Origin of the sequence: Streptomyces sp. NPDC002935, from assembly GCF_040611295.1 — a bacterium.
Taxonomy (GTDB): Bacteria; Actinomycetota; Actinomycetes; order Streptomycetales; family Streptomycetaceae; genus Streptomyces.
Window position 1 is genome coordinate 79746 of sequence record NZ_JBEXNW010000032.1, and the last position, 25736, is coordinate 105481.

The window sequence follows — 25736 nt, forward strand, 5'->3', positions numbered from 1 at the left end:
GTTGACCGGAGCGGGAAGGCTGTCAACTGCCGGTGCCTGCCTTGCCCCAGTCAGGACCGGCCTTGTCCCAGGCCTGGTCCCACCGGGCGTAACGCCGACGGACCATGTGCCACACGATCAGCCGTCTGCCACCCTCCATGAGTCCCGCCGACAGCACGGCCGCGCCGAAACCGGCCAGCACGGCGTGGGTGAGCGCGGTGGCACTGTCCAGCGGACGGCCCACTATTCGGCCGTGCAGGTCGGTCCAGATCGGGAAGTGGTCCCCCGGGCGGGGGGACTTGAGGCCGGCGATCACCGTGCCGTGCTGCGGGGTGCCGTCCGGCGCCGTCCAGTCGGCCGTGACGCGGCTGCGGGCGTCCCGTGCCGTCGACGTCTCGGGGTCGGGCGCCAGCGGACCGCGGGTCAGCTTCTTGACCACGGTGGCCGCCACCTGGTGCCGGTCCTTGCGCTGGTTCCGTACGGCCTGTTGCAGCGCGTCCTGGGCCGAGGCCCCTACGGCTGCACCGACGAGAGGCGCGGCGACGAGGACGAGCAGGAGGGCGGCGAGGGCCAGCCAGGCCTCCACGAGATCCGTCGTGCGGCGCAGTGGATTGTGCCGCCAGCGCCAGAGTCCGATGATCGCGCGCACTGTCCCGCACCCCCTTCCGCGTCCGTGATAACCCGCAGCGGAGCCGTTCACGCGAGAGGCCGGGGAAGAGAGAGCGAAATCACCCTCTCCCGGGCCCTTCCTGAACATCTCACGCCGACTCAACGATCCCGCCCGGGGCCGGGGTTCCCTCTGCCCGGCCTCTGGCGAAATGTGATCGCAGGGGCTAGGCGAGGACCGTGACCGGGTCGCCGACGCGCAGCGTGCCGCGGGACTCGGGCACCAGGTTCTGCCCGAAGATCAGCCTGCCTGCGAAGCGGCGGTGGCGGGCGAGCGTGCGCAGCGGCTCCTTGCCGCGCCCGGCCGTGTCCTGGTCGGTCGTGGTGACGACGCAGCGCCCCGACATCCTGGCCACCCGGAAGGTGACCTCGCCGATGGCGATCCGCGACCAGTTGTCCTCGGCCCAGGCGTCGGTGCCCGAGACGACCACGTTCGGCCGGAAGCGGTTCATCGGCAGGGGACCCTCGTCGGCGTGGTCGCCCTGCGCGATCAAGGAGTTGAGCGCGTCCAGCGACCCGGTGGCGGTGACGAGAAGGGGGTAGCCGTCGGCGAAGTTGACCGTCTCGCCCGGCAGGGCGAATTCCGGGTCGACGGGCCGGCGTGTGGCGGGATCGTCCATGTGGACGAGGCGCACATCGGCGCCCAGGTAGCCGCTGCACCAGTCGTGCGCGGCCGGATCGGCGAGGACCCCTTCCACCTTGTCGCCGAAGATCTGGACGGTCGTCGTGCCGATGGGCTCGGGCACGGGAACGCTCACCGGCTCGCGGCCCTCGGCGGACAGACGAAGGCCGCCGCCGGAGAGAATCTCGGCGGCGGCCAGCGCCATACGCGGCTGCTCGCGTTGCGTGACGACCTTTCCCCCGTCGTCGATCAGAACCCAGCGTCGGTCTCCGGCCAGCCCCCAGGGCTCCACCTCGGCCTCCCGGGGTGACTGGCCCCGGAACGCCTTGACCGGATGGACGTGGATCGAGTGCAGTTCCGCATTCCCCATGACCGCCATGGTGCCAGGAAGCACCGACAATCGGGTTCGGGCTCAGTACCCGCGGTACTGCTGGTTGTTGTAGGGATCCTGGTAGGGAGCCGGGGCGGGCCGGGGAGCCGCGGGGCGCATCGCCTCGTAGCCCGTGCCGCTCGCCATCGGGCGGGGCTGCTGCGGCTGGGGGCCGGGATAGCCCCGAGGCGCGGCGGCCTGCTGCGGGATGTACGGCGCGGGGGCCTGCTGCAGCGGACTGGGCTGCTGGGCCTGCTGGTAACCGTAGGACGGACCGGCCGGCAGCGCGGGGAGCGCGGACGGCAGTGCCGGGAGGTTGTTGCCCGAGTCGTAGGCGGAGGGGACCCGGATCGGGGCGATCTGGGGGGTACCCCGCTCAGCGACGAGGGAGTCGTAGATCGGGGTGTCCTGGAAGGCGGAGTAGTAACCGCCGCCATAGGTGGAGCGGGGGGAGGTCATGGCACATAAGTTAAGCCCACGATGTGCTGGTTGGGGAGACCGATAAGAGGGTTGTTTTCCGTGTCGGCAGTGACGCGGGATCCCCAATGCGAGCGAACTCGGCAAAAAAGGACGTCAAAGATGGTTGAGATCGTGTAAAGGCCGAGCTGCGGACGGGTTACCGGCGGTTGACCAGGATCTTCCTGCACGAGTCATGGGAGTTCGGGTGGTCGGGGGATTAGGTTTGGCGGGAACGGAGCCGGCGGCCCGCTCGGGAGTCGCACCGGCGCGGAGACACGTGATGGGGGCGTACATGTCAATGCCTAAGGGATCGAATGTTCCTGTCCCGACGACCGCACTGCGGGTGGAATTTGGGTGGCGTTCAGGACCGGGGGTGCCCGACGTGGATGCGTCCGCCCTTCTGCTGGTGTCCGGAAAGGTCCGTTCGGACGCCGACTTCGTCTTCTACAACCAGCCGACGCACTCCTCGGGCGCCGTGCGCCACGAAGGGAAGCGGAACGAAGGCGGCCAGGTGAGCGACGCGCTGCTGGTCGACCTCACGCGCGCGGAGCCCGTCATCGAGACCTTCGTACTGGCCGCCTCCGCGGACGGCGGCTCCTTCGGAAGCGTTCCCGGCCTGTACATACGGGTCCTCGACGCACAGCACGGCACGGAGATCGCCCGCTTCGACAGCGCCGACGCGAGCGTGGAGACCGCCTTCGTGCTGGGCGAGTTCTACCGACGCCAGGGCGCCTGGAAGTTCCGTGCCGTCGGACAGGGCTACGGAAGCGGCCTCGAAGGGCTGGCCACCGACTACGGGATCACGGTGGACGAGCCGCAGCGCGCGGCACCCCCGGCCGCCCCCGCACCGCAGGGGCCCTCCACCCTCGTCCAGGGGCCGCCGCCCGTGGCCCCGCCGGTCACCATGCCACCGCCCGTCGCCCCGCCCGTGACCATGCAGCGACCGATGGCCCCGCCCATGGCTCCGCAGCCGCCCGCGGCTCCTCCGACGCCGGTCCGCCTGTCCAAGGTGACGCTCACCAAGGAGGCACCCTCCGTCTCGCTCAGCAAACAGGGCGGTACTTCCGGTGCCATGCGCGTGAACCTCAACTGGGAGGTGCGCAAGCAGTTCAAGGGGTGGGGCAGCAAGCGCGGCCGGGCCGTCGCCATGCACGCCGACCTCGACCTCGACCTGTGCGCGCTGTACGAGCTGTCCGACGGCCGCAAGGGCGTCGTCCAGGCGCTCGGCAACGCCTTCGGGGCGCTGCACCAGCCGCCGTTCATACATCTCGACGGGGACGACCGCACGGGAGCCGTGGCCAGCGGCGAGAACCTCTCCATCAACCTCGACCACAAGCAGAGCTTCCGGCGCATCCTCATCTTCGTGACCATCTACGAAGGCGCGCGTTCCTTCGCCGACCTGCATGCCACGGTCACCCTCCAGCCGCTGAACGGCGCGCCGATCGACTTCTCGCTCGACGAGTGCACGGCGCCCTCCACGGTCTGCGCGCTCGCCCTCATCACCGGCAACGGCGGCGACCTGATCGTCCAGCGCGAGGCCCGCTACCTGATCCCCGAGCGCGGCGTGAGTCCGCAGCGCACCGTCGACTACGCCTACGGCTGGGGCATGAACTGGACGCCCGGCCGGAAGTGAGCCTCGGGGCCCCGTTCCTTGTTCCGCAGAGTTCCTCGGCGGTCCTCAGCGTCCTCGGTGTCCTCAGCGGGTCTCAGTTCTCGTCGAGGGCGGTGTCGGGGCGGGCGTAGGTGCGGCCCTTCCAGGCCGCACCGCGCCCCCTGTAGTGCTGCACCGCGGAGTCGACCGTCATGAGGAGATAGAGGAACGCGGTGACCGGCAACAGGGGAGCGAGCCACACGGGCTGCCGGTAGTAGCGGAGCATCGGTACATACGTCGCCGTCATCACCAGCCAGGCCAGCCCTCCGGCCGCCGCCGCCCACGCGTTCCCCGCGGCGAGGCCCAACAGGAGGGCCACCGGCGGCACCAGGTACACCACGGCGAGCCCGGCGACCGTACCGGCGAGCAGCAGCGGATTGTGCCGCAGTTGGGCGTAAGCGCTGCGCGCGACCATGCGCCACAGATCGTGCAGCCGTGGATACGGGCGCACGCTGGCGACCCGATCGGCGAGGCCGAGCCAGATGCGGCCACCGCTCCGCTTGACCGCACGGGCGAGCGCCACGTCGTCGATGACGGCCTGCCGGATCGCGTCCGGGATCCGCGCCCGCTCGGCGGTGTCCGCGCGCAGCAGTACACATCCACCCGCCGCGGCCGCCGTCCGGGACCCCTTCACGGCGATCCGGCGGAAGGGGTAGAGCTGCGCGAAGAAATAGACGAACGCCGGCACGACGAGCCGCTCCCACACGCTCTCCACCCGCAGCCGCGCCATCAGCGAGACGAGGTCGAAACCACCCGTGCGCGCCGCCGCCACCAGCGTCCGCAGGCTGTCCGGCGCGTGCGCGATGTCCGCGTCGGTCAGCAGCAGATATTCGGGTCCCCGCGCGCGGGCGAGACCGATGCCGTGGCGTACGGCCCACAGCTTGCCCGTCCAGCCCGCCGGGGGTTCTCCCGGTGAGCCGACGGTGAGCGGCAGTCCGCCGTGCCGGCGCGCCAGCTCACGGGCCAGCTCTCCCGTGCCGTCCGAACTGCCGTCGTCGACGAGGAAGATCTCGGCGCGCCCCGGATAGTCCTGGGCGAGCAGCGACGGCAGGCTCTCGGGCAGCACGGCGGCCTCGTCCCGGGCCGGGACCACGACACAGACGGAAGGCCAGTCCGCCGGCTCGGTGTGCGAGGGCAGCCGCATGTCCGTACGCCAGAAGAAGCCCTGGCCGAGCAGCAGCCACAGCCACGCGGCCAGTGATCCGACAGCGATCCACACGAGGGCGCTCACCTGCCGCAGTCTGCCCCACCGCGGTCACCCGTGAGGACGGATCGTCTATGGTGACCGGGTGAAGATCGCGCTCATGGACTCCGGAATCGGACTGCTCGCTGCTGCCGCCGCGGTACGTCGACTGCGGCCAGACGCCGATCTCGTCCTCTCCTGTGACCCGGGCAGCATGCCCTGGGGGCCGCGTACACCGGAGGACGTCACGGCACGTGCCCTCGCTGTCGCAGAGGCCGCCGCGCTGCACCGGCCCGACGCCCTGATCGTCGCCTGCAACACCGCCTCCGTACGCGCCCTGCCCGCCCTGCGTGCCCATCTGGAGCCGGAGGTGCCCGTCATCGGCACCGTCCCGGCGATCAAGCCGGCCGCCGCGGGCGGTGGACCTGTCGCGATCTGGGCCACGCCCGCCACCACCGGCAGCCCGTACCAGCGCGGACTCATCGACGAGTTCGCCGCCGGAGTGGACGTCACCGAGGTGGCCTGCCCCGGACTCGCGGACGCCGTGGAGCACGCCGACCAGGCGGCCATCGACGCCGCGATCGCTGCCGCCGCCGCGCACACCCCCGAGGATGTAAGGGCCGTCGTCCTGGGCTGCACCCATTACGAACTCGTCGCCGAGCGCATCCGCGCGGCCGTGCAGCGCCCCGGCCGCCCGCCGATCGTGCTGCACGGTTCCGCCGGGGCCGTCGCCGCCCAGGCGCTGCGCCGGATCGGCGAGCTCCCCGACCCCGGAGCGTCCGCCGACTCCACGGTCACGGTGCTTCTGGGCGGGCGCGAGGGCGCGCTGCCCGCGACCGCGCTCACCTACGAGGAAGGCCGCACCCTCGCGGCGGTCAGCCCCGCACGCGCGGAGTAACGCTCCGCGACCCGGTGCCCGTGCAGCGGAACCTGAGTAGTCTCATAGGCATGAGGGACCACCCCCACGGCGAAACCTCCCCGCATCCGGAGACCTGGACCGGACACGCGAGGAATCGCGTTCAGTTGCTGCCCGCCATAGGCGGCTTGGCCTGTCTGGCTCTCGGGATCGAGCTGGCCGTCGACTCCGGTGGGACGTCGGGAACGGCCCCGCTGATCATGTCCGTCGTCGGATGCATCGCGGCCGGACTGCTCATCCTCTTCGGCACGCTCGCGTTCGTGGTTGTCGCCGTGAAGGTGGACAAGGACTGCCTGGAAGTGCGCTGCGGCCACATAGGTCTGCCGCGCCGCCGCATCCCTCTCTCCACGGTCGTCGGTGCCGACTTCGCGCCCCAGGTCACCCCGCGTCAGTGGGGCGGCTGGGGGTACCGCTGGCGGCCCGAAAAGGGAACCGCCGTCATCGTCCGCCGTGGCGAGGGCGTGGTGCTGCGCCTGGGCGACGGCCATACGTTCACGATCACCGTCGACAACGCGGAAGCCGCGGTACGGATCATCCGCGGCCACCTGCGCCCGAACACGTCCGGTGTGGTGCGCTGACGACCGAGGTGCGGCTCTCATGTCCCCGGGTGACCGAAACGCCCTTCCGGGTCCAGGCCGTCGTCAGGCTCCCCCGTGGTGAGCGGTCGTGCCGTCGCGATCCCGGCGAGCAGTCCCGCACCCGCGGTCACCGTCATGAAACTGAGTGCGTTGCCGATCGACGCGATGGCGGCGAGCGCCGTCAGGGCCGCGCCGGTCGTCAGCGCGATCGGCGTGGAACGCGGCGAGCGCAACAGTGCGTACAGGACCCAGCAGAAGGCGGCCGCGAGCAGGGCCACGCCGGTCAGGCCCTGCTCGGCGGCCTGTTGCAGGGGCGCGGAGTGGGGTTTGCCGTCGGGCAGCAGTGACTGGGCGACGGTGGGACTGAGCTCGCCGTAGCGTCCGGGCCCGACCCCCAGCGTGGGATGGGCGCGGGCCATGTGCAGAGCGTCGTGCCAGAGCAGGACCCGGTGCTCGGTGAGCTGGCCCTCCAGGGACGCGGTCAGTCCGGTCGGCAGTGCGTCCTCGCTGATCGCCCAAGTGGCTCCGGTCACCAGCACCGCGGCGGCCGCGAGCCCCGTCAGGCCGAGGGCGCGGCGCCGCACGCGCGCGGCGGCGAGCGAACACAGCAGGACCCCGGTACAGGTGACGAATCCTGTGGTCGACCCCAGGACCGCCGCGGTCACCGCGGTCCCGGCGGCCAGCAGTCGCAGCGCGAGCCGCAGGGCCGGCGGGCGCGCGGCCCAGGCCGCGCAGCACGCGGCGCCGGAGGAGAGGGTCAGCAGGGCGGCGGTAGCGCCGGTGTGGCCGAGTTCCAGACTGATCTGCGGGCCGGGCGTGGCGATCGCGAGGCCGAGTCCGGCCAGGGCTCCGGCACAGGGTGCGGCCACCGGCAGGAGTGCTCCGAAGATCCGCCCCGAGGCGTAGCCCGCTGCCACGGCGAGCACCGCCAGCAGCATGCCCTCGGGCCGGCCCTCGTGCGCGGCCGCGGTGATCAGCGACCAGGCGGCGCAGGCCGCGAGCACGGCTACGCCGACGGCATCCGCGGCGCTGCGTCTTTCGCCCGTGGCCGCCGAACCCGCCGCGGACGCCGTCCCCGTGGAACCCACCCCGTCGCCCCCCGACTCCGCCGGCCCCCGGGCGCCGTCACCGCATCAGGCCGCACGTCAGAGGCTCGGGCACACCGTAACGGGTGATGCGCCGGTTTGGGGACATGTTGTGCAGGAACGTTGCGGCAGAGGCGTGCGAAGGGAGCTGCCGGGCGGCGTTCCGCCCATCGGGACCGAGAAGGCCGAGCTGTCGGCGGCCAGGTCAAGCGCCGTACACTCCCCGAGTGACCGCCACCGCAACCACCGTAGACGAGCCGGAACAGCTCGAACCCCAGGCTGTGCCCGCCCCGCGCGGAGCCGCCCTGGTGCGTCGACTCGTTCCGGCCGCCGCCGCAGCCCTCTCCGGAGTGCTGCTGTACGTCAGCTTCCCGCCACGGACCCTGTGGTGGCTGGCCCTGCCCGCCTTCGCGGTCTTCGGCTGGACCCTGCGCGGTCGCTCCTGGAAGGCCGGTCTCGGTCTCGGATATCTCTTCGGCCTCGGATTCCTGCTCCCGCTGCTGGTGTGGACCGGCGTCGAGGTCGGCTCCGGTCCCTGGCTCGCGCTCGTCGCGGTGGAGGCGGTCTACGTCGCCCTCGTCGGCGCGGGGATCACGCTCGTCTCCCGGCTGCCCGGGTGGCCGCTGTGGGCGGCCGCGGTCTGGATCGCCGGAGAGGCGGCACGCGCGCGTGCGCCCTTCGGCGGCTTCCCCTGGGGGAAGATCGCGTTCGGGCAGGCCGACGGTGTCTTCCTGCCGCTCGCCGCGCTCGGTGGCACTCCGGTGCTCGGCTTCGCGGTCGTACTGTGCGGATTCGGGCTGTACGAGATCGTCCGACTCGCCGTCGAGGGGCGCGGCACCCGTGTCCTGCGCCGGGGCGCGGCCGTGGCAGCACTGCTCAGCGTCGCCGTCCCCGTCGTCGGGGCGCTGGCCGCGCGGACGCTGGTCAGTGACAAGGCCGAGAACGGCACGACGACCGTCGCGCTCATCCAGGGCAACGTCCCGCGCGCGGGACTCGACTTCAACTCCCAGCGGCGTGCCGTCCTCGACCACCACGTGCGGGAGACCGAGCGACTGGCCGCCGAGATCAAGGCGGGCAAGGCCGCCAAGCCCGACCTGGTGCTGTGGCCCGAGAACTCCTCCGACATCGACCCGTTCGCCAACGCCGACGCGCGCTTCGTGATCGACGAGGCGGCCAAGGCGATCGGCGCCCCCATCTCCGTCGGCGGGGTCGTCGAGCGCGACGGCAAGCTCTACAACGAGCAGATCCTGTGGGACCCGGACAAGGGCCCGGTGGACACGTACGACAAGCGGCAGGTCCAGCCGTTCGGTGAGTACCTGCCGCTGCGTTCGCTGCTCGGGGCCATCAACAAGAACTGGACGTCGATGGTGCGCCAGGACTTCAGCCGCGGCACCGAACCGGGCGTCTTCACCATGAACGGCACCAAGGTCGGCCTCGCCACCTGCTACGAGGCCGCGTTCGACTGGGCCGTGCGCAGCACCGTCACCGATGGCGCGCAGATCATCTCGGTGCCCAGCAACAACGCGACCTTCGACCGCAGCGAGATGACGTACCAGCAGCTCGCCATGTCCCGCGTCCGCGCCGTCGAACACAGCCGCACCGTCACCGTCCCCGTGACGAGTGGTGTCAGCGCCGTGATCATGCCCGACGGGAAGATCACCCAGAGGACCGGGATGTTCGTCGCCGACTCGCTGGTCCAGAAGGTGCCGCTGCGCTCCTCCGAGACCCCGGCCACGAAGCTCGGCGTCATCCCGGAGATCGTCCTGGTGCTGGTCGCGGCGGGTGGCCTCGGCTGGGGCGCGGCGACCGTGCTCCGCGCGCGGCGTAACACCGCCGCCTAGGGCCTGTCCGGCGGAGCAAGTCGGAGGAAACCTGCGGCGCCTGATCAGCGCACCAGACCCCGCGTCTCCGGCATGATCCGCCGGACAGGCCCTAGTACACGGTTCGTGGGGCCCCGCCGAGGTGACGGAGTCGCGCGGTTAGGGTCGGGGCCATGGCTACTCCCGACTTCATCCGCGCGATCCGGGCCTCCGCGGGCCACCAGCTCCTCTGGCTTCCCGGAGTGAGCGCCGTGGTCTTCGACGACGAGGGCAGAATCCTGCTCGGGCAGCGTTCGGACAACCACAAGTGGGCGCTCATCTCCGGCATCCCGGATCCGGGAGAGCAGCCGGCCGCCTGCGCCGTGCGTGAGGTGTACGAGGAGACCGCCGTGCACGTCGAGGTCGAGCGCATCGTCATGGTCCGGGCCGGGGACGAGGTGAACTTTCCGAACGGCGACGTCTGCCAGTTCATGGACATCACGCTCCGGTGCCGCGCTGTGGGAGGCGAGGCCCGCGTCAATGACGACGAGTCACTCCAGGTCGGCTGGTTCGACGTGGACGCCCTGCCGAAGCTGAACGACTACGCCCTCGTCCGGATCAAGCAGGCGCTGGTCGACGCACCCACATGGTTCGAGCCTATGACTTCAGCGTGAAGTGTGTGTGCTGACCACATCGGTTGGGGGGCGGCTGCTGCCTAGGGTCGAGCCATGACCGCGCCCAGCGCCCTTCCGGGCACCCACGCTTCCGCACTCGACCTCGGCGGCCGCACCGCCCTCGTCACCGGCGCCGCGAGCGGCATCGGCCGCGCCTGCGCCCTGCGGCTCGCCGCCGCCGGAGCCAAGGTGAGAGCGGTCGACCGGGATGCCGGAGGCCTGGAGACCCTGGCCGAGCGGATACCCGGCCTTCCCGGCACCGTCGAGCCGCACGTCCTCGACCTCACCGACCTCGACGCTGCCGAGCAGGTCGCGGCGGGTGTCGATGTCCTCGTGAACAACGCCGGGCTGCAGATGGTCCGTCCGCTCGAGGAGTTCCCGCCCGACGTGTTCCACACGGTGCTGACCGTGATGCTGGAGGCGCCGTTCCGTCTGATCCGCGGTGCTTTGCCCCACATGTACGGGCAGGGCTGGGGCCGCATCGTCAATGTCTCCTCCGTCCACGGGCTGCGTGCCTCGCCGTTCAAGTCGGCGTACGTCGCCGCGAAACACGGCCTCGAAGGCCTCTCGAAGACCGCAGCCCTCGAAGGCGCGCCCCACGGAGTCACCTCGAACTGTGTGAACCCCGCCTATGTGCGCACCGCGCTGGTAGAGAAGCAACTGGCCGATCAGGCGCGGACCCACGGGATTCCTCGGGAGCGTGTCCTGACCGAGGTCCTGCTGCGAGACAGCGCGATCAAGCGGCTCATCGAGCCGGAGGAGGTCGCCGAGGCGGTGGCCTATCTCTGCGGTCCGCAGGCGGCCTTCATGACCGGAACGTCATTGTTGCTGGACGGGGGCTGGACCGCGCACTGAGCGGGGCCCAAGCACTGCCATGCCCTGCCCGCCGCGCCCCGGCCCCATCGGAACCGGCCACGTCCCGAACGGTATCGGAATCGACCCCGTCACCCGTCGCGTCGTAGCCGGAGTCCGCCACGTGCCGCATCGGAATCAGCCCCGTCACGAACCGCGCCGGAGCCGGCCCCACCGCGACCTGCCCGGTGTCGGCCCCACCCCGAGGCGCACGGGAACGGGGTCCCACCCCGAGCCGTACCGGAGTCGGTCGTGAGTTATCCACAGGGCCGCGGCGCCGCCCCGCGGATGCGCGATCCTGTTGCCATGTCCCGCGATCACCTGCCATCAGCCGAGCGCTCCGCCGACAGCGCGGAAGCGCCGTACCTGGAACTCCTGGCCAGAGGAGCGACCGCCGACGCGTACGAGCAGCCGGTGCTGCTCGCCCGCGCCGAGGGCCTGCCCGCCGAGCGCGTCGCCGCGCTCGAACAGGCCAAGCTGCTCGCCCTGCGCGTGCGCACGGAGATAGAAGGACGGCGCCGCCGCGAGGCCGAGCTCTCCGCACTCTTCGAGACCGCGCACGACCTCGCGGGCCTGCGCGACCTGGACGCCGTGCTGCAGGCGATCGTCCAGCGGGCCCGGTCACTGCTGGGCACGGACGTCGCCTATCTCAGCCTGAACGACGCCGTCAGAGGTGACACCCACATGCGTGTCACCGAGGGCTCCGTCGCCGCGCGCTTCCAGCAGTTGCGGCTCGGCATGGGCGAGGGCCTGGGCGGGCTCGTCGCCCAGACCGCCCGCCCCTATGTCACCGACGACTACTTCAAGGACGAGCGCTTCCAGCACACCCGGACCATCGACGCGGGAGTGCGGGACGAGGGGCTCGTCGCGATTCTCGGCGTGCCGCTGATGATCGGACCCCAGGTCATCGGCGTGCTGTTCGCGGCGGACCGCAGGGCGCGGGTCTTCGAGCGGGAGCAGATCGCGCTGCTCGGCTCCTTCGCGGCGCTGGCCGCGGCGGCCATCGACACGGCGAACGCGCTGGCGGAGACCCGCTCCGCCCTCGACCGGCTGGGCCGCGCCAACGAGATCATCCGGGACCGCAGCGGAGTGATCGAGCGCGCCTCAGACGTCCACGACCGGCTCGCCGAACTCGTGCTGCGCGGCGGGGGAGTCCATGACGTGGCCGCCGCCGTGTCCGAAGTCCTCGACGGCACGGTCGAGTTCGCGGAGCCGGGCGACACACCGGCCAGCGCCGTGGAGGCGGCCCGATCCGATGGCCACGCCGTGCGCCACGGGGACGACTGGGTCGCCGCGGTGGCGGCGGGCGGCGAGCTGCTCGGCGCGCTGGTGCTGCGCGGACATCCGGGCCTCGACCCCGTCGACCAACGCACCCTGGAGCGCGCCGCGATGGTCACATCGCTGCTCCTGCTCGCCAGACGTTCGGCCTCCGAGGCCGAACAGCGGGTACGCGGCGAGCTGTTGGACGACCTGCTGGACGCCCGGGACCGCGATCCGAGACTGCTGCGTGAGCGGGCCGCGCGGCTGCGCGCCGATCTCGACGGCCCTCATGTGGTGCTGGCGGCCCGGCTCGACGCCACGGCCGCCGACGCCGACCAGGAGGCGGCCGCGCGCAGACGGCTGTGGTCGGCCGCGTCCCATCTCGCCACCACCCGCCACGGACTGGCCGCCGCCCGCGACGGTGGCACCGTCCTGCTGCTCCCGCTCGCACCCGGTGACACGGTGACGACACTGGCCCGCCGCACGGCCAAGCAGCTCGGCACCGCCGTTCACGAGGCGGTCACCGTCGGTGCCTCCGCGCCCGTCGACCGGCTCGCGGCGCGCCCCGAAGTGGTGGCCTCGGCGTACGCGGAGGGGCAGCGCTGCCTGGAGGCGCTGCGTCTGCTCGGCCGGGCCGGCGACGGCGCGGCCGCCGAGGACTTCGGGTTCCTCGGGCTGCTGCTCGCCGGGGACCGGGACATCTCCGGGTTCGTCGACCGCACGATCGGCGGAGTCGTCGCCTACGACGAACGGCGCGGCACCGACCTGCTGAGCACCCTCGACGCCTACTTCGCGAGCGGAATGAGCCCGGCGCGCACGAAGGACTGCCTGCATGTGCATGTGAACACCGTGGCGCAGCGGCTGGAGCGGGTGGGTCGCCTGCTCGGGGACGACTGGCAGAGCCCGGCCCGCGCCCTGGAGATCCAACTCGCCCTGAGACTGCACCGGTTGTCGTCGGACACAGCGCGCTGATCCCCGCACGCGGATCGCGTACGGGGATCGGGGGCGGGTCTGCGGTCAGACGGAACGGGCGTCCGCCGGCGCGGCGGGAGCGGGTCGCTCGTCGGTCGTGGCCTCGACGTCGGACAGGTCGCGGTTGCGGGTCTCCTTCGCGAGGCCCACGGCGATCAGGGTCAGGACGACCGCCCCGATCACGTACAGGGAGATGGGAGTCGAGCTGTCGTACGAGGAGAGGAGCGCCGTCGCGATGAGCGGTGCGGGCGCGCCCGCCGCGACTGAGGCGAACTGGGCGCCGATGGAAGCACCCGAGTAGCGCATCCGGGTCGCGAACATCTCGGAGAAGAAGGCGGCTTGGGGTGCGTACATGGCGCCGTGCAGGATCAGGCCGACGGTGACGGCGAAGACCAGGTTCCCGAAGCCGCCGGTGTCGATCAGGGAGAAGAACGGGAACATCCAGAGGCCGATACCCGCGGCGCCGACCAGGTAGACGGGGCGGCGCCCGATGCGGTCCGAGAGCGCGCCCCAGGCCGGGATGACGGCGAAGTGCACGGCCGAGGCGATGAGGACGGCGTTGAGCGCGGTCTGTTTCGAGACACCCGCGGAGGTGGTGGCGTACACGAGGATGAAGGCGGTGATCACGTAGTAGCTGATGTTCTCGGCCATTCGGGCGCCCATCGCGACGAGTACGTCACGCCAGTGGTGGCGCAGGACGGAGACCAGCGGAAGCGTCTCCGGCTTGTCCGGCCCAGCCTTCGTGCGGGCTTCCGCCCGGGCCAACGCCTGCTTGAACACGGGTGATTCATCGACAGACAGACGTATCCACAAACCGACGACGACGAGGACGCCGGAGAGCAGGAAGGGGATGCGCCAGCCCCAGGAGGTGAAGGTGTCGTCCGACTGGGTGGCGGTGAGCAGCGACAGGACGCCGGTCGCCAGGAGTTGGCCCGCGGGTGCTCCGGTCTGCGGCCATGAGGCCCAGAATCCACGCCGCTTCGCATCGCCGTGCTCAGACACCAGCAGGACGGCACCGCCCCATTCGCCGCCCAGCGCGAAGCCCTGCACCAGCCGCAGCGCGGTCAGCAGGACGGGGGCCGCCGCGCCGACGGTCGCGTGCGTGGGCAGCAGACCGATCGCGAACGTCGCCCCGCCCATCATCAGCAGACTCAGCACGAGCAGTTTCTTGCGGCCGAGCCGATCGCCGTAGTGGCCGAAGACGAGCGCGCCCAGCGGCCGGGCCGCGAACCCGACGGCGTACGTCAGGAAGGACAGCAGCGTGCCGACGAGCGGGTCGGAGCCGGGAAAGAACAGCTTGTTGAAGACCAGGGCGGCGGCCGAGCCGTAGAGGAAGAAGTCGTACCACTCGATGGTGGTGCCGATGAGGCTGGCGGCGACGATGCGCTTGAGGTTGGTGGGGGGTGGGGGAGCGGTGGTTCCGGAGGCCATGTGCGCCACTTCCTCATGTGCGGTGGGGACGGGTACGTGTTGGCACACGGTAGGAAGATGCAGGTCAGGGGCACATGTGGTGGGGCAACATAGTTCGAGGGTTGGCTATGCGTGTGGCCACCATGCCAGGGTCGTGGAAGGCTGGTTCAGGGGCTCGTAGGTGGTCGAAACGAGTGCCGTCCGGGACGCGTAGTTGGGGGTGATTTGACGGTGCGGTGCTGACTCCCGTGCTGACTTGGTGCTGACTACGCTCCGTTGAACTCGGAGGCACAGCGGTCATACCGTGAGCGCGCTGCTCGCTGACGCGCGTCCGGACAGGGAGCTACTCCTGTCCGGAGACGGCCATCTCCCCAAGGAGCGACCAGTCGTCCTGAGGAACGGTCGCGTTCACGATGCGCGGCGTCTCGACCAGATGGGGCGGCAGCGTCTGCTGCGCAGCCTTGAAGTGCGCGGACTGCACGTGCTCGGCGCCGGCATCGTCGTCGCGGAAGGCCTCGACCAGGACGTACTCCGTCGGGTCCGCCAGACTGCGCGACCAGTCGAACCACAGGCAGCCGGGCTCGGCGCGCGTGGCCTGGGTGAAGTCGGCGGTGATCTCGGGCCAGCGGTCGGCGTGCTCGGGACGGACTCGGAACTTGGCGGTAATGAAGATCATGGGATTCCTTCGCTGATGTCTGTGCATTTTGCATCAAACGGGCGTTGCGTACGGCGGATCGTACGACCTCGGTTTGCTGTCGCCGGTTCGCCGACCCCACGACAGCGGACGCGTCGCGGCGTTCCGCCGCACGGCTGCGGCGCCCCACGCGCCCCGCGCGCCGCAGCGGGCCCCCGATGGGCGGCCCGCCGCAGCGGGCCCCCGATGGGCGGCCCGCTGCGGTGGAGCGGGTAGGTGGCGCGGGCGTGCCCGACGGATCGTTACGACTGGAGTACCAACTGACCGTCCGCGTACGGAAGGACCTTGGCGCGCGGCAGGTGAACGAGGACCTCCTCACCGACCGGAACTCCCTCCTCCCGCGGCGTCTTGGCCCTGACGAGTTGCCCGGCGACCTCGACCTCGAGCACGCGCTGCGCGCCGTGGTCGCTGACGCTCCGCAGTCGGCCGGGGAAGGTGTTGGGGCCGGGGTCCGTGACGACCTTGACGTGTTCGGGCCGGACGCCGACCTGGACCCCGGTCGTGCTCTGGGGGATGTCCCAGGCAACGGACAGCGTCCGGCCGCCCAGCGCGAAGGGCCCGTCGTTGCGGTCCACGGTCAGGAAGTTCATCGCCGGTGAGCCGATGAAGTAGCCGACGTAGGTCGAGGAGGGCGCCTCGAAGAGCTGCTCAGGGGTGCCTTGCTGCACGGCGCGGCCGTCCTGCATGACGAGCACTTCCTGCGCGAAGCTCATCGCCTCGTACTGGTCGTGCGTCACGTAGATCACCGTGGGCCGGAACTGCTCGGTGATCTCTCGGATCTTGCGCCGCAGCGAGTGCTTCAGCTGCGGGTCGATCACGGTGAGCGGCTCGTCCATCAGGACGGCCGCCACGTCGTCACGGACCAGGCCGCGGCCGAGTGAGATCAACTGCTTGTCGTCGGCGGTGAGCCCGCGAGCGGGCTGCCCCAGCCGGTCGTGCAGGTCCAGGGCCTCGGCGACCTGCCGGACCTTGGCATCGATCCTCGCCTTGTCCCAGCGCCGGCACTGCAGCGGGAAGGCGAGGTTCTCGTAGACCGTCATCGACTTGTAGATGACGGGGAACTGGAAGACCTGGGCGATATTGCGCGCCTTCGTGGGCAGAGCGGTGACGTCGACGCCGTCGAACAGCACCCGTCCCCGGGATGGTCTGACCAGGCCGGACAGGATGTTCAGCAGCGTCGTCTTGCCGCAGCCCGAGGGTCCGACCAGCGCATAGGTCTTGCCGGATTCGAAGGTCAGCTTCAGCGGCTTGAGAGCCCAGCGCTCCTCCTCGGCACCCGGCGCGTACGCGTGCCCGACGTCGACGATGTCCAACTGCGCCATATCAATGCCCTTCCACTGAAGCGAGATCGTATGAAGGTGTTCGCACGAGCGTCCCCTGCTCGTCGAAGGCGAACAGCCGGTCGGGACGGAGCCGAAGTTTGATCAGGTCGCCGAGGGCGACGTCGAGGATGCCCTCGATCTGTACGACGAAGGGGGTCTCGGCGACGACCACATGGACGAAGGTCTCGGAGCCGGAGATCTCGACGAAGGTGACCTCGCCCTCGACCCCGCCGGAAGCCAGGCTGACGTCGGTGGCACGCAGGCCGAACTGGTAGGCGCCGTCGGGCAGGTCGGCCAGGTGCGCGGAGACGTGCGTGGCCTGGAAGTCGGCCACCGTGACCTGGCCGCCCTCGATCCGGCCCGCGAAGATGTTCATGGGCGGGTCGTTGATGATGGACGCCACCGCGGTGGTCGCCGGGCGTTCGAAGACCTCCTGCGGGGTGCCGGTCTGGAGGATCCGCCCCTCGTGCATGACCAGGACCACGTCGCCGAGCATCATCGCCTCGGCGGGTTCGGTGGTCGTGTAGATGACGATCGTGTCGCCCTGGTCCGAGAAGAGGGCCTTGAACTCGTCGCGCAACTGTTCGCGCAACTTGTAGTCCAGGTTCGCCAGTGGCTCGTCGAGCAGGAGGATGCCGGTACCGCGGGCCAGGGCGCGAGCCATCGCGACGCGCTGCTGCTGGCCGCCGGAGAGTTGGGAGGGCTTGCGCTTCTCGAAGTCCGCGAGCCCCACGCTCGCCAGGCTCTGCCGGACCCGTCGCTGGATCTCGTCCCGTGACAGCCCGGCCCGCTTCAGCGGAAAGGCCACGTTGTTGTACACATTGAGATGCGGGTAGTTGATGAACTGCTGATAGACCATGGCGGTGTCGCGCCGCCACACCGGCGTCTTCAGGAAGTCGGCTCCCGCCCGGGTCAGCGAGCCGGAGTCCACTTTCTGCAGACCGGCCAGGGCCCGCAGCAGCGTTGTCTTCCCGGCCATCGTCCTGCCGATGACGGTGTGGAGCCGTCCTGGCTGGAAGGTGGCGGTGACGTTCTTGAGGTGGTCGACGCCGTCGACGGTCAGGCACAGATCATTGGCGCTGAGGTTCATCGGACCGCTCCCGACAGGTTCCCCTTGGACAGTAGGCGCTCCACCCAGAGGGCGAGCAGGATCAGCGGTGCCACGCCGAAGAGCGCGGCGGCGGACAGCGTCCACCATGGTGGAATGGAGGAGTTGAGGGCGACGACCGCCTGGGGCAGGGTCTGGACCTCGGTGAAGGTCAGCCGGAAGGCGAAGAAGAAGTCGTTCCAGCCGAACACGGCGCAGAACATCGCCGCCACGGTCAGCCCGGGCAGGGAGTTCGGCAGGATCGCCCGTACGAAGGTCTGGAACGGGGGGCAGCCGTCCAGCATCGCCATCTCGTCGATTTCCCGGGGGATGCCGTTGAAGAAGTCCACCATCACCCAGACCGCGATGGGCAGCAGCAGCGCGACCGTCACGATGACCAGGCCCGGGATGCTGTCCAGGAGGCCACCCCACTGCAGGAGGTAGAAGAACGGGATCACCAGGACGACGGGCGGCATGATCCGTTGGGAGACGAAGAAGAAGACGATATCGCTGTTCTTGATGAAGCCCAGCTTGAACCGGTAGCGGGACAGTGCGTAGGCGGCCAGGGACCCCAGGGCCAGGCTGATGGCGGACGCGGCGATGGTGATGATCGCGCTGTTGACGAAGGGATCGATCACATCGATACCGCCGGCTCCGCCGAAGATGTTGCGCCAGCCGGTGAGGGTGGGCTTGTACTGCACCCAGGGGATGTAGGTGGGGCCGCCCTGGACCGCGTTGGCGTTCTTGAAACTGGTCGTCATCGCCCAGAAGAACGGTCCCGCGACGAAGCAGGCCCACAGGCCGATCACGGTGTATTTGAATACGGGATAAAGGCGCGACCTCATGAGGCCCCCTTCAGCTTGAAGGCCCTGGTGAGCAGGGCGGCGACGACCGTGAGCGTGACGATCATCAGGACGAGGTAGGTCAGGGACATCGCCCCGCCGTAGCCGGTCTGCTGATCGCGGAGCCCCTGGATGTAGAGGTAGTAACCGGGGGTCTCCGTGGAGGAGCCCGGCCCGCCGGACGTCAGTACGTAGACGCTGTCGGAGAGCTTGGACGCCTCGATCAGCCGGATGATGATCGCCGCGACCGAGACCGGCGCCATCAGCGGGAAGGTCACCTTCCAGAAGGTGCGCCAGGTGCCGGCGCCGTCGATCGCGGCGGCCATGAACGGTTCCTTGGGAAGGCTGAGCAGGCCGGCCAGCAGCAGCAGGAACATGAAGGGGGTCCACTGCCAGACCTCGACGGTCATCAGCGCGACCAGCGCCGGCCCGGACTCGGTGAGCCAGGGAACTTTCGTCAGGCCCAGCATCCCCAGCAGATCGTTCGCCGGACCCAGCGACTCATGGAAGATCGTCTGCCAGATGGCGGCCATCACCACGGGCGTGGTCATCATGGGCACGAGGAACAGCACCCGCCAGAATCTGCGGCCGCGTGCCTCGCGCCAGACCAGCATGGCCATACCGAACCCGATGACGTACTGGATCAGGACCGTTCCGCCCGCCAGCAGGATCAGCCGGGTGATGGAGGCCCAGAAGCGGCTGTCGTCCAGCATCGCGGTGTAGTTGGCGCCTCCGATGAAGTCCATCTGAGGGTTGCTGACGTTCCAGCCGGAGAAGCTGACCCGGATGGTGAACAGAAGCGGGAAAATGATGATCAGAAAGAGCGTGAGCAGTCCTGGCAGCAGGAACATGCTCTTGTGCCGGCGCAGGCCGTCCATGGTTCTCCTTGCGGAAGGGGGCGGGCGCCCCCGGGTGGCCGTCCGGTCGGGTCCAGCCACCCGGGGCGTCCTACGGTCGGATCGAGTTGTCCTCGAGCGCGACCACGTTGCGATAGGCGCTTTGGACCTTGTCCTTGCCGATCTGGCCGGTGATCTTGGACCATTCCTTGGCCACGCCGTCCAGCGCGTCCTGCGGGGAGTTTTGGCCCGCCAGGGCCGCGGCGACGCCGTTGGCCAGCGCGGACATGTACTGGTTGACACCGGGAACGCGCAGGTCGAAGACGCGGTTGCGGCTCTCCTCCATGCCGGAGAGCGTCTTCACGTACGACTTGGCGACCTTCGGGTCCCAGCCCAGCCCCTCCCAGAAGTTCGGGTCGAAGTGGGAGTAGCGGTAGGGGTTGACGCCGAACCGGCCGATGCTCAGGTCGAGGGCGGTGTTGGCCTCGTTGCTGAAGAAGCACAGGTAGTCAAACGCCATCTGCTGGTGGCGGGAGGCCCTGGGCACCGCCGAAGTCCAGCCCCAGGTGAAATACGGAGCCTGGTTCGCCTTTGTGTCCCACGACTTGGTGGTGCGGTTGTAGACCTCGCTGGATCCGGGCAGTGGCGCCGCCTGCACCTTGTTGCGGATCCTGCTGTCGGGCTGCTGGGCCTGGATGAAGGCGTCGTCCCACGAGTACGACATCAGCGTCTGGCCGCCGCCGAAGGAGAAGATCTCGTCTCCCAGGCCGAAGTTGGCGCCACCGGGTGCCCAGGTCGACTTGGCCTTCACCATGTCTTCCAGGGCGCGGACGAAGCCGGGCGTGTTGATCAGCGGCTTCATGGTCTCAAGGTCGAAGAAGACACCGCCCTTGACGTCCGGGTTCTTCACATACGGCGCCGCCCGGCTGATGAAGGCGGAGAACGTCAGGTCGTCGCGCTTGGTCACCTCGGCGCTGCCGTAGTTGCGCTTGCCGTCGCCATCGAAGTCCTTACCGTTGAAGAACTTGGCGACGTCCTGGTATTCGGCCCAGGTCTTCGGAACTCTCAGCTCCTTGCCCGTGGCCGCCTTGTAGGCCGCCTGCTGCTTGGGGTCGTTCAGCACGTCGGCGCGGACCTTGAGGTAATGCCGGTCCCCGTCCATGGGGTACTGCACGACCTTCCCGTTCCAAGTCGCCACATCCATATAGGTACTCGTGACGTCCTTCATGCCGGGAGTGTTCAGATACTTCTTCGGCACCGGCGCGAGGTACGGGGCCATGTCGCCGATCCACAGCGAGGGGTAGAACATCACGTCGTAGGCGGGCTGGCCCGCCTGCAGGGGCGTGAGGATTTTCTGGTGCAGCTCACCGAAGGGAACGTTGACCACCTCGACCTTCGCCCCGGTGATCTCCTCGAACTGCTTGGCGTGCAGCTGGGTCGGCTCGCCGATGACCGGGACGGCGTGGCTGATGATCTTCAGCGTCTCCCCGGAGTAGTCCTTCCGGCTGATCGCCTCATAGCTGCACGGCCCCGGGAAGTCCTCCACCTTGGTGTCCGGGTAGTCCTTGCCGTACTTCTTGTAGCTGATCTCCGAGCCGAGCTTGAAGAGCGGGGCCTTCTCCTTCGGCTTGTCCTGTGCCTGGTTCGGGGCGGTGCACGCGGTGGCGGTCAGGGCGGCGACGGCCGCGACGGCGGCGAACCGCTTGTAAGGTCTCGTACGCATGGAATTGCTCCTTGGACGTGTCAGGGGATCAAGATCGCTCGGCCGCGTACGGCCCCGGTGTCGAGGTCGTCGAGGGCCTGCCGGAAGGAGGCGAGGGGGTATCGCTGGGTGTGCAGGGTGACCTTGTCCTGGGCCGCCAGGACCATCAGCTCGGAGAGGTCGTTGTGGGACCCCACGAGGTTGCCGATGAAGTTGATCTCCGTGGAGATGACGTCGATCGTCGGCACGTGGAGGTGGCCGCCGTAGCCGATGACGTAGTAGTTGCCGTTCCGGCGCAGGCAGGCCACGCCCGTCTCGACGGCACCCCCCTCGCCGACGAAGTCCAGGACGGCCTCCGCCCCGTGACCGCCGGTGAGATCCCGTACGCGGTCGGCTTCGCTTCCGTCCGCGGCGAGGGTGTGGTCGGCGCCCAGTTCCTTGGCCAGAGCCAGGGCCTCCGGGCTGCGGTCGATGACGATCATCTCCACCGGCGACAGGGCCCGCAGCACCTGAATTCCGATGTGTCCGAGTCCGCCGGCGCCGATGACAACGGCCTTGTCGCCTGGCCGCAGCACCCGGGCCGCCTTGGCGACGGCGTGGTACGCCGTGAGCCCGGCGTCGGCCAGGGCCGCCACCGAGGCCGGCTCCAGGGACGGGGCGAGAGGCACGACCGAGCGGGCGCTGGTCTTCAGGTACTCGGCGTAGCCCCCGTCGGCGTCGATGCCGGGGAAGGCCGAGTTCATGCAGTGCACGTCGTCGCCGGCCCGGCAGGCGCGGCACAGACCGCACGTCACCAGCGGGTGCAGGATGACCGGGTCACCGACCTTGACGTTGGTGACGGCCTGCCCGACCTCCGCGACCCAGCCGGCGTTCTCGTGACCGATCGTGTACGGAAGGGCGACCCCGCTCTTGTCCTTCCACTGTCCTTCGAGGATGTGCAGATCGGTCCGGCAGACTCCGGCGCCCCCGATCTTCACGATCACATCCAGCGGGCCGGTGATCTGCGGGTCCGGCACGTCCACGAGCACGGGCGGCTCGTCGTACTCGATGACCTGCACGGCTTTCATAGCGGCTCCCTGCGAGTCGGCGGGTGGGGTGGTGCGCCGATTACACAGGCCGCCGATCGCAGGTCGATGTCTCAGAATCCGTCCGCGAATGTCTCAATGTGGTACACGCCGTAGGCGCCACGCTGTCGAGCTGGTCCAATCACTGCACCGAGGGATGTAACGCGCGCAGTACGGGAGTGTTAATGCCCCGCCAACAACCCGAAAGCTCACTGAGAGTGGCCAGAGAGCTCTACCTGGAAGTCACCAAGGATCCGAGCGCCCGGCCGCTTGTGGTGGCCTCATGGCATCGCTCGATGGAATACAAGGTGAAGTCGGGCAGCCTCGACGCTCCGTACCTGGACAACCCCAATCTGGACAGCCCCCTCGCAAGGGCTGGGCTGCCGATCCTGGACAGGCTGCACGAGCAGCTCGCCGACGACCCGGTCTCCACGATGATCACAGACCGCAATGGAGTGGTCCTCTCCCGGAAGGTCTCCCACGAGGGGCTGACGACGAACCTCAACCGGGTACACCTGGCCCCGGGCCATGTGTTCGCCGAGCGCTATGTGGGCACCAACGGCATCGGGACCGCGCTGGCCAGTGGCCACCCGGTCATGATCGCCGGGATGGAGCACTACGTCGAGGCGCTGCGGGACTTCCACTGCGCGGCCGTGCCGATCCTGCATCCCACCCGGCGCACCCTGCTGGGAGCCTTCAACCTCACCACCATCCGTCAGGGCTCCGACGGCATGCTGATGGCCTTCGCCCGCTCGGTCGCGGCCCAGATCGAGGCCGAAATCGCGGCGATCACCTCGCGGCGCGAGCGGGCTCTTTTCCAGGACTACATGGAGGCGTGCTCCTCGGCGCGCCCAGGACCCGTGCTCGCTCTCAACCGCGATGTCGTCATGATGAACGAGCAGCTCAGCGCCACCGTGACCGGGCCGGATCAGTATGCGCTGCTCGACCACGCCCGTGAGATCGCCGACCATCCCCGGCCTGAGGGGACCCGCAGCATCGCCCTGCCCTCGGGACGGGTCGCCGAACTCAGGGTCAGTCGCTGTCGGCGCGAGGACAGCGACGCGGGCGCCGTCTTCCGAGTCCGGCTGATCGGACGGCCCCAGCCCACACCTGCGGGTTCCGCCGCGCCCGCCCGCTCCAATCTGGGACTGGTGGGCTCGTCCCCGCACTGGCTGCGCGCGGTCGCCGACAGCGAAACAGCGTTCGTCGCCGGGACATGGCTTCATCTCCTGGGCGAAGCCGGCGTCGGCAAGAGGACGTTGGTCGAGGCCCTGCACCGGGCCCGCGGCGCCGGACGTCGGCTGGAGATGACGCAAGCGCCGCTGTCGGATGCACCGGCCGTCACGGAGCGCTGGCTGCACGACATCGGAGAGCTGCTCATCGTGCCGTCCAACGTGCTCGTCCTGAGCGATGTCCACCTGTTGGGCGACCAGCTGCGGCAGCGGCTGAGCAACCTGCTGGTGCAGCTGGACGGCAGCGCGACCGGGCAACTGGTCATGATCTGCCAGCCGTCGATGGTCAGTGCCGACGACCAGCTCGACCAGCTCTGTGGCGCCTCGGTGGAGGTGCCTCCCCTACGGCATCGCTATGGGGACATCGAGCACCTGGCGCGGTTGTTCCTGCGCAAGTACCGGCCGAGCGGCGAGTGCACGTTCTCCCCGGATGCGCTGGCCCTGCTTCAGCGATGCCCCTGGCCGGAGAACGTCCGGCAGCTCGAGTCGGTGATCCGCGGCCTGGCGCGGCGGCCTTCCGGCCGGGTGATCCACGTGGAGGACCTGCCGCCGGAATGCCGGGTGTCCTCGCACAAGGTCCTGACCACCATCGAGGCGCTGGAACGCGACGCCATTCTGCGTGGGCTGATGGACCGCAATTCCAACGTCCAGCGGACCGCGCAGGACCTCGGGATCTCCCGCGCCACGATGTACCGCAAGATGCGCCGCTACGGAATCGTTCCGTCGAGCCTGACGTGACGGGCCGGTCCGGCACGCCGGCCGTGGCGTGCGGCGCCTGCTCGACGTCGCCGCTCGGGCGGCCACACAGCATGGACGAGGCCCGGTGGCCCCAGCCCCTGAGGCGTGGAGGCAGGGCCGTCGTGGGATGCGCGGGTGATGGCCACCGCGTCGTGACACCGCGCCCGCTGGGTTGCCGGCTCTGACCGAGTTCAATACGTCACATGGCATCTGACTCGTCCCCGCACCAGGCGTTGGAGCGGGGAGCGACCCCCGGGTCTGAGCCACGCCTGCTGCCGGCCGCGTGACGGGTTGTTCCGCCGATGCCCGATCGGTCTGGCCGTCCACAGCCCTGAGATGACGATTCTGGGGGTCAACAGGGCGATGGAACGGTTCACCCGAAGATCCCGGCCAGATGGCCAGATCACTTCCGAGGACGCAACCGTGCCCGGGTCAAGAACGGCGCGTCGGCGTGCAGTTGCGGCCATCAGTGCCTGCGGCGCCCCGGATTCGTACCGTCTCTCCTCACGTACCGGACATCCGTCCCGCGTCGGGACGCGGCTGGTCGCGGAGCACCGCGTCACTTCGAGGAGCCGACATGCAGATCGCGGAACTGTCAGATCTGCGGGCCCGTGGGGACGCGGACGGGCCCTGCCTCCCTCATGACGTGGCAATTCTGGACAACGCGGCGTTCGCCCGCCGGGTGCGCCGGGCCGCGGCGGCCCTGCGGGCGCGGGGTGTCGGGACCGGGGACGTGGTGGCGCTGCTGCTGCCGCCACCGCGGATCAGCTGATGGTCCACCGCAACACCGTCCATTACCGCATCCAGCGGGCCGTCGACCACTGCCACCTCGACCTCGACGCCAACGCCTTCGACCTCCACTTCGCCCTCAACGTCTGCCGCTGGCACGGGGTCCTGCGCCGCAAGCGCAGATGATGGAGTCATGGGGGCCCTCGTCACCTCATCGGTTCCCTGAAGTGGACACTCGTCCGGCTCTCTGGACACACATCACCGCATCCGCAACCTCGACGAGACGCTGCGGGGTAGGTGGCGCCGACCCTGCCGCAGTTGGGGCGTGTTCCTGCAGTGGGACTGGCGCCGACGTTGATCCTGGTAACCGTCCTTCTGTCGCTGGCTATTTGGTCCGCAGCATGAGGGCAAAACGTGTGTTGTCGCCGTAGACCCCGGTCTCATCGCCGCGGATCCCGTACCGCTTCTGAAACAGGGTCACTGCCGCTCGGACCTCCGCGTCGTAGCGCCCGTCGATCGGCCCACCGTCGTAGATGCCGGGTATCTGCAGGAGACGTACCTGCAACTCGTAGACGCCATGGCCGCTGTCGTCTTGGCGCAGGACGCCCGTGCCCGGGATTTCGGGGAGCGGCGGGTCTGGTGTGCCGTGCGGCGGGCGGTTCGACTGCCCTTCAGTCGGGAGGGAGGGGTCCTTCGGCGCGGGAGTCGTCGGCAGTGGGGATTCCATGTGCCGGGGAGGCGAAGAGGAGGTCGTAGGGTCGGCGTTGTGGTAGGTCGGCAGCCAAGTGGCGAGGATCAATCCGCTCGCCGCGCCCAGCCCGAAGATTCCGGTGATTCGCAGGTCCCTGCGGCTGGTGAATCGCCGCCGTCTGCCGCCGATCTTCCTCCCGTGTGCGCGGGCGGACGGCGCAGATCCCGTTAAGACGGTGTCCTACATGGTGAGTTTGAGGAGTCGTTTGTAGCAGCAGAGGGCTGCGGCGAGGCCGAGAAATGCCAGGTAGTTGCGTGGGTGAC

At 69.6% G+C, this 25736-nt stretch carries 24 protein-coding genes; 10 read left to right on the forward strand and 14 right to left on the reverse strand.

The window, feature by feature from the left end:
- Positions 1-22: 22 nt before the first annotated feature.
- The 3 genes from ABZX90_RS33395 to ABZX90_RS33405 all read right to left on the reverse strand — a co-directional run bounded on the left by ABZX90_RS33395 (position 23) and on the right by ABZX90_RS33405 (position 2096).
- Entirely contained in the window at positions 23-628 is a 606-nt protein-coding gene (locus tag ABZX90_RS33395) for a hypothetical protein (protein ID WP_355211181.1), read from the reverse strand.
- Between the two features lie 184 nt (positions 629-812).
- Positions 813-1637: an MOSC N-terminal beta barrel domain-containing protein gene (locus ABZX90_RS33400; RefSeq protein ID WP_355211184.1), complete on the reverse strand. Its 825-nt coding sequence runs from the start codon at positions 1635-1637 to the stop codon at positions 813-815.
- Positions 1638-1679: 42 nt separating this feature from the next.
- Complete coding sequence (locus tag ABZX90_RS33405; RefSeq protein ID WP_351130154.1) at positions 1680-2096, reverse strand: DUF6643 family protein; 417 nt, start codon at positions 2094-2096, stop codon at positions 1680-1682.
- A 298-nt stretch (positions 2097-2394) separates the two neighbouring features.
- Between ABZX90_RS33405 and ABZX90_RS33410 the strand changes: the two genes are divergently transcribed.
- Complete coding sequence (locus ABZX90_RS33410; RefSeq protein WP_355211190.1) at positions 2395-3729, forward strand: TerD family protein; 1335 nt, start codon at positions 2395-2397, stop codon at positions 3727-3729.
- A gap of 73 nt (positions 3730-3802) precedes the next feature.
- Here ABZX90_RS33410 and ABZX90_RS33415 read toward each other — a convergent pair whose 3' ends face one another.
- Positions 3803-4978: a glycosyltransferase gene (locus tag ABZX90_RS33415; RefSeq protein ID WP_355211193.1), complete on the reverse strand. Its 1176-nt coding sequence runs from the start codon at positions 4976-4978 to the stop codon at positions 3803-3805.
- Positions 4979-5036: 58 nt separating this feature from the next.
- Here ABZX90_RS33415 and ABZX90_RS33420 point away from each other — a divergent pair, with 58 nt between their 5' ends.
- Both ABZX90_RS33420 and ABZX90_RS33425 read left to right on the forward strand, forming a co-directional pair.
- Positions 5037-5828, forward strand: a complete 792-nt coding sequence (locus tag ABZX90_RS33420) for an aspartate/glutamate racemase family protein (protein ID WP_351130161.1) — start codon at positions 5037-5039, stop codon at positions 5826-5828.
- Between the two features lie 50 nt (positions 5829-5878).
- Entirely contained in the window at positions 5879-6424 is a 546-nt protein-coding gene (locus ABZX90_RS33425) for a hypothetical protein (RefSeq protein ID WP_355211196.1), read from the forward strand.
- Between the two features lie 17 nt (positions 6425-6441).
- Here the strand turns inward: ABZX90_RS33425 and ABZX90_RS33430 are convergent, their stop codons facing one another.
- Positions 6442-7512 (reverse strand): O-antigen ligase family protein, encoded by a 1071-nt coding sequence (locus tag ABZX90_RS33430; protein WP_355211199.1) that lies wholly within the window; start codon positions 7510-7512, stop codon positions 6442-6444.
- A gap of 224 nt (positions 7513-7736) precedes the next feature.
- On the opposite strand from ABZX90_RS33430, the gene lnt reads away from it, so the two are divergent.
- The 4 genes from lnt (at position 7737) to ABZX90_RS33450 (ending at position 13066) form a co-directional block, all read left to right on the forward strand.
- Positions 7737-9350, forward strand: coding sequence for an apolipoprotein N-acyltransferase (gene lnt, locus ABZX90_RS33435; protein ID WP_355211202.1), 1614 nt, complete (start codon positions 7737-7739; stop codon positions 9348-9350).
- 152 nt (positions 9351-9502) lie between these two features.
- Positions 9503-9982, forward strand: coding sequence for an NUDIX domain-containing protein (locus ABZX90_RS33440; RefSeq protein WP_355211205.1), 480 nt, complete (start codon positions 9503-9505; stop codon positions 9980-9982).
- 54 nt (positions 9983-10036) lie between these two features.
- Positions 10037-10837, forward strand: a complete 801-nt coding sequence (locus ABZX90_RS33445) for a 3-hydroxybutyrate dehydrogenase (protein ID WP_355211208.1) — start codon at positions 10037-10039, stop codon at positions 10835-10837.
- Between the two features lie 303 nt (positions 10838-11140).
- Complete coding sequence (locus tag ABZX90_RS33450; RefSeq protein ID WP_355211211.1) at positions 11141-13066, forward strand: GAF domain-containing protein; 1926 nt, start codon at positions 11141-11143, stop codon at positions 13064-13066.
- Positions 13067-13111: 45 nt separating this feature from the next.
- On the opposite strand, the gene ABZX90_RS33455 is transcribed toward ABZX90_RS33450, so the two are convergent.
- The 8 genes from ABZX90_RS33455 to ABZX90_RS33490 all read right to left on the reverse strand — a co-directional run bounded on the left by ABZX90_RS33455 (position 13112) and on the right by ABZX90_RS33490 (position 22026).
- Positions 13112-14497 (reverse strand): MFS transporter, encoded by a 1386-nt coding sequence (locus ABZX90_RS33455; RefSeq protein ID WP_355211214.1) that lies wholly within the window; start codon positions 14495-14497, stop codon positions 13112-13114.
- 322 nt (positions 14498-14819) lie between these two features.
- Positions 14820-15152: a putative quinol monooxygenase gene (locus tag ABZX90_RS33460; protein ID WP_351130178.1), complete on the reverse strand. Its 333-nt coding sequence runs from the start codon at positions 15150-15152 to the stop codon at positions 14820-14822.
- A 260-nt stretch (positions 15153-15412) separates the two neighbouring features.
- The gene (locus tag ABZX90_RS33465) at positions 15413-16492 is read right to left on the reverse strand and encodes an ABC transporter ATP-binding protein (RefSeq protein ID WP_351130180.1); all 1080 of its coding nucleotides are present in this window, start codon (positions 16490-16492) and stop codon (positions 15413-15415) included.
- Between the two features lies 1 nt (position 16493).
- Entirely contained in the window at positions 16494-17582 is a 1089-nt protein-coding gene (locus ABZX90_RS33470; protein WP_355211219.1) for an ABC transporter ATP-binding protein, read from the reverse strand.
- Positions 17579-18424 carry a carbohydrate ABC transporter permease gene (locus tag ABZX90_RS33475; protein WP_351130185.1) on the reverse strand — a complete coding sequence of 282 codons (846 nt, stop codon included), beginning with the start codon at positions 18422-18424 and terminating at the stop codon, positions 17579-17581. The genes ABZX90_RS33470 and ABZX90_RS33475 overlap by 4 nt, the downstream gene beginning before the upstream one ends.
- A complete protein-coding gene (locus ABZX90_RS33480; RefSeq protein ID WP_351130188.1) occupies positions 18421-19299 on the reverse strand; it encodes a sugar ABC transporter permease in 879 nt (292 codons plus the stop codon). Before ABZX90_RS33480 ends, ABZX90_RS33475 begins: the two co-directional genes overlap by 4 nt.
- Before the next feature lie 70 nt (positions 19300-19369).
- Complete coding sequence (locus tag ABZX90_RS33485; RefSeq protein ID WP_355211223.1) at positions 19370-20980, reverse strand: extracellular solute-binding protein; 1611 nt, start codon at positions 20978-20980, stop codon at positions 19370-19372.
- A 20-nt stretch (positions 20981-21000) separates the two neighbouring features.
- On the reverse strand, positions 21001-22026 hold the full coding sequence (locus tag ABZX90_RS33490) for an NAD(P)-dependent alcohol dehydrogenase (RefSeq protein ID WP_351130194.1): 1026 nt from the start codon (positions 22024-22026) through the stop codon (positions 21001-21003).
- Between the two features lie 293 nt (positions 22027-22319).
- Between ABZX90_RS33490 and ABZX90_RS33495 the strand changes: the two genes are divergently transcribed.
- The 3 genes from ABZX90_RS33495 to ABZX90_RS33505 all read left to right on the forward strand — a co-directional run bounded on the left by ABZX90_RS33495 (position 22320) and on the right by ABZX90_RS33505 (position 24908).
- Entirely contained in the window at positions 22320-23993 is a 1674-nt protein-coding gene (locus ABZX90_RS33495) for a GAF domain-containing protein (protein ID WP_355211226.1), read from the forward strand.
- 577 nt (positions 23994-24570) lie between these two features.
- The gene (locus ABZX90_RS33500) at positions 24571-24765 is read left to right on the forward strand and encodes a hypothetical protein (RefSeq protein WP_355211229.1); all 195 of its coding nucleotides are present in this window, start codon (positions 24571-24573) and stop codon (positions 24763-24765) included.
- Positions 24765-24908, forward strand: a complete 144-nt coding sequence (locus ABZX90_RS33505; RefSeq protein ID WP_355211231.1) for a helix-turn-helix domain-containing protein — start codon at positions 24765-24767, stop codon at positions 24906-24908. The genes ABZX90_RS33500 and ABZX90_RS33505 overlap by 1 nt, the downstream gene beginning before the upstream one ends.
- Before the next feature lie 199 nt (positions 24909-25107).
- Here ABZX90_RS33505 and ABZX90_RS33510 read toward each other — a convergent pair whose 3' ends face one another.
- Complete coding sequence (locus ABZX90_RS33510; protein ID WP_261706364.1) at positions 25108-25449, reverse strand: peptidoglycan-binding domain-containing protein; 342 nt, start codon at positions 25447-25449, stop codon at positions 25108-25110.
- Between the last annotated feature and the right edge of the window lie 287 nt (positions 25450-25736).

What these genes read in the sequence shown, in the direction of transcription:
- ABZX90_RS33500 (WP_355211229.1), top strand. Translation starts at nt 24,571, where the DNA reads ATGCAGATCGCGGAACTGTCAGATCTGCGGGCCCGTGGGGACGCGGAC.
- ABZX90_RS33465 (WP_351130180.1), bottom strand. Translation starts at nt 16,492, where the DNA reads ATGGCGCAGTTGGACATCGTCGACGTCGGGCACGCGTACGCGCCGGGT.
- ABZX90_RS33505 (WP_355211231.1), top strand. Translation starts at nt 24,765, where the DNA reads ATGGTCCACCGCAACACCGTCCATTACCGCATCCAGCGGGCCGTCGAC.
- ABZX90_RS33480 (WP_351130188.1), bottom strand. Translation starts at nt 19,299, where the DNA reads ATGGACGGCCTGCGCCGGCACAAGAGCATGTTCCTGCTGCCAGGACTG.
- ABZX90_RS33485 (WP_355211223.1), bottom strand. Translation starts at nt 20,980, where the DNA reads ATGCGTACGAGACCTTACAAGCGGTTCGCCGCCGTCGCGGCCGTCGCC.
- ABZX90_RS33455 (WP_355211214.1), bottom strand. Translation starts at nt 14,497, where the DNA reads ATGGCCTCCGGAACCACCGCTCCCCCACCCCCCACCAACCTCAAGCGC.
- ABZX90_RS33445 (WP_355211208.1), top strand. Translation starts at nt 10,037, where the DNA reads ATGACCGCGCCCAGCGCCCTTCCGGGCACCCACGCTTCCGCACTCGAC.
- ABZX90_RS33470 (WP_355211219.1), bottom strand. Translation starts at nt 17,582, where the DNA reads ATGAACCTCAGCGCCAATGATCTGTGCCTGACCGTCGACGGCGTCGAC.
- ABZX90_RS33410 (WP_355211190.1), top strand. Translation starts at nt 2,395, where the DNA reads ATGCCTAAGGGATCGAATGTTCCTGTCCCGACGACCGCACTGCGGGTG.
- ABZX90_RS33490 (WP_351130194.1), bottom strand. Translation starts at nt 22,026, where the DNA reads ATGAAAGCCGTGCAGGTCATCGAGTACGACGAGCCGCCCGTGCTCGTG.
- ABZX90_RS33475 (WP_351130185.1), bottom strand. Translation starts at nt 18,424, where the DNA reads ATGAGGTCGCGCCTTTATCCCGTATTCAAATACACCGTGATCGGCCTG.
- ABZX90_RS33450 (WP_355211211.1), top strand. Translation starts at nt 11,141, where the DNA reads ATGTCCCGCGATCACCTGCCATCAGCCGAGCGCTCCGCCGACAGCGCG.
- ABZX90_RS33510 (WP_261706364.1), bottom strand. Translation starts at nt 25,449, where the DNA reads ATGGAATCCCCACTGCCGACGACTCCCGCGCCGAAGGACCCCTCCCTC.
- ABZX90_RS33460 (WP_351130178.1), bottom strand. Translation starts at nt 15,152, where the DNA reads ATGATCTTCATTACCGCCAAGTTCCGAGTCCGTCCCGAGCACGCCGAC.
- ABZX90_RS33440 (WP_355211205.1), top strand. Translation starts at nt 9,503, where the DNA reads ATGGCTACTCCCGACTTCATCCGCGCGATCCGGGCCTCCGCGGGCCAC.
- ABZX90_RS33495 (WP_355211226.1), top strand. Translation starts at nt 22,320, where the DNA reads ATGGAATACAAGGTGAAGTCGGGCAGCCTCGACGCTCCGTACCTGGAC.
- ABZX90_RS33405 (WP_351130154.1), bottom strand. Translation starts at nt 2,096, where the DNA reads ATGACCTCCCCCCGCTCCACCTATGGCGGCGGTTACTACTCCGCCTTC.
- ABZX90_RS33400 (WP_355211184.1), bottom strand. Translation starts at nt 1,637, where the DNA reads ATGGGGAATGCGGAACTGCACTCGATCCACGTCCATCCGGTCAAGGCG.
- ABZX90_RS33425 (WP_355211196.1), top strand. Translation starts at nt 5,879, where the DNA reads ATGAGGGACCACCCCCACGGCGAAACCTCCCCGCATCCGGAGACCTGG.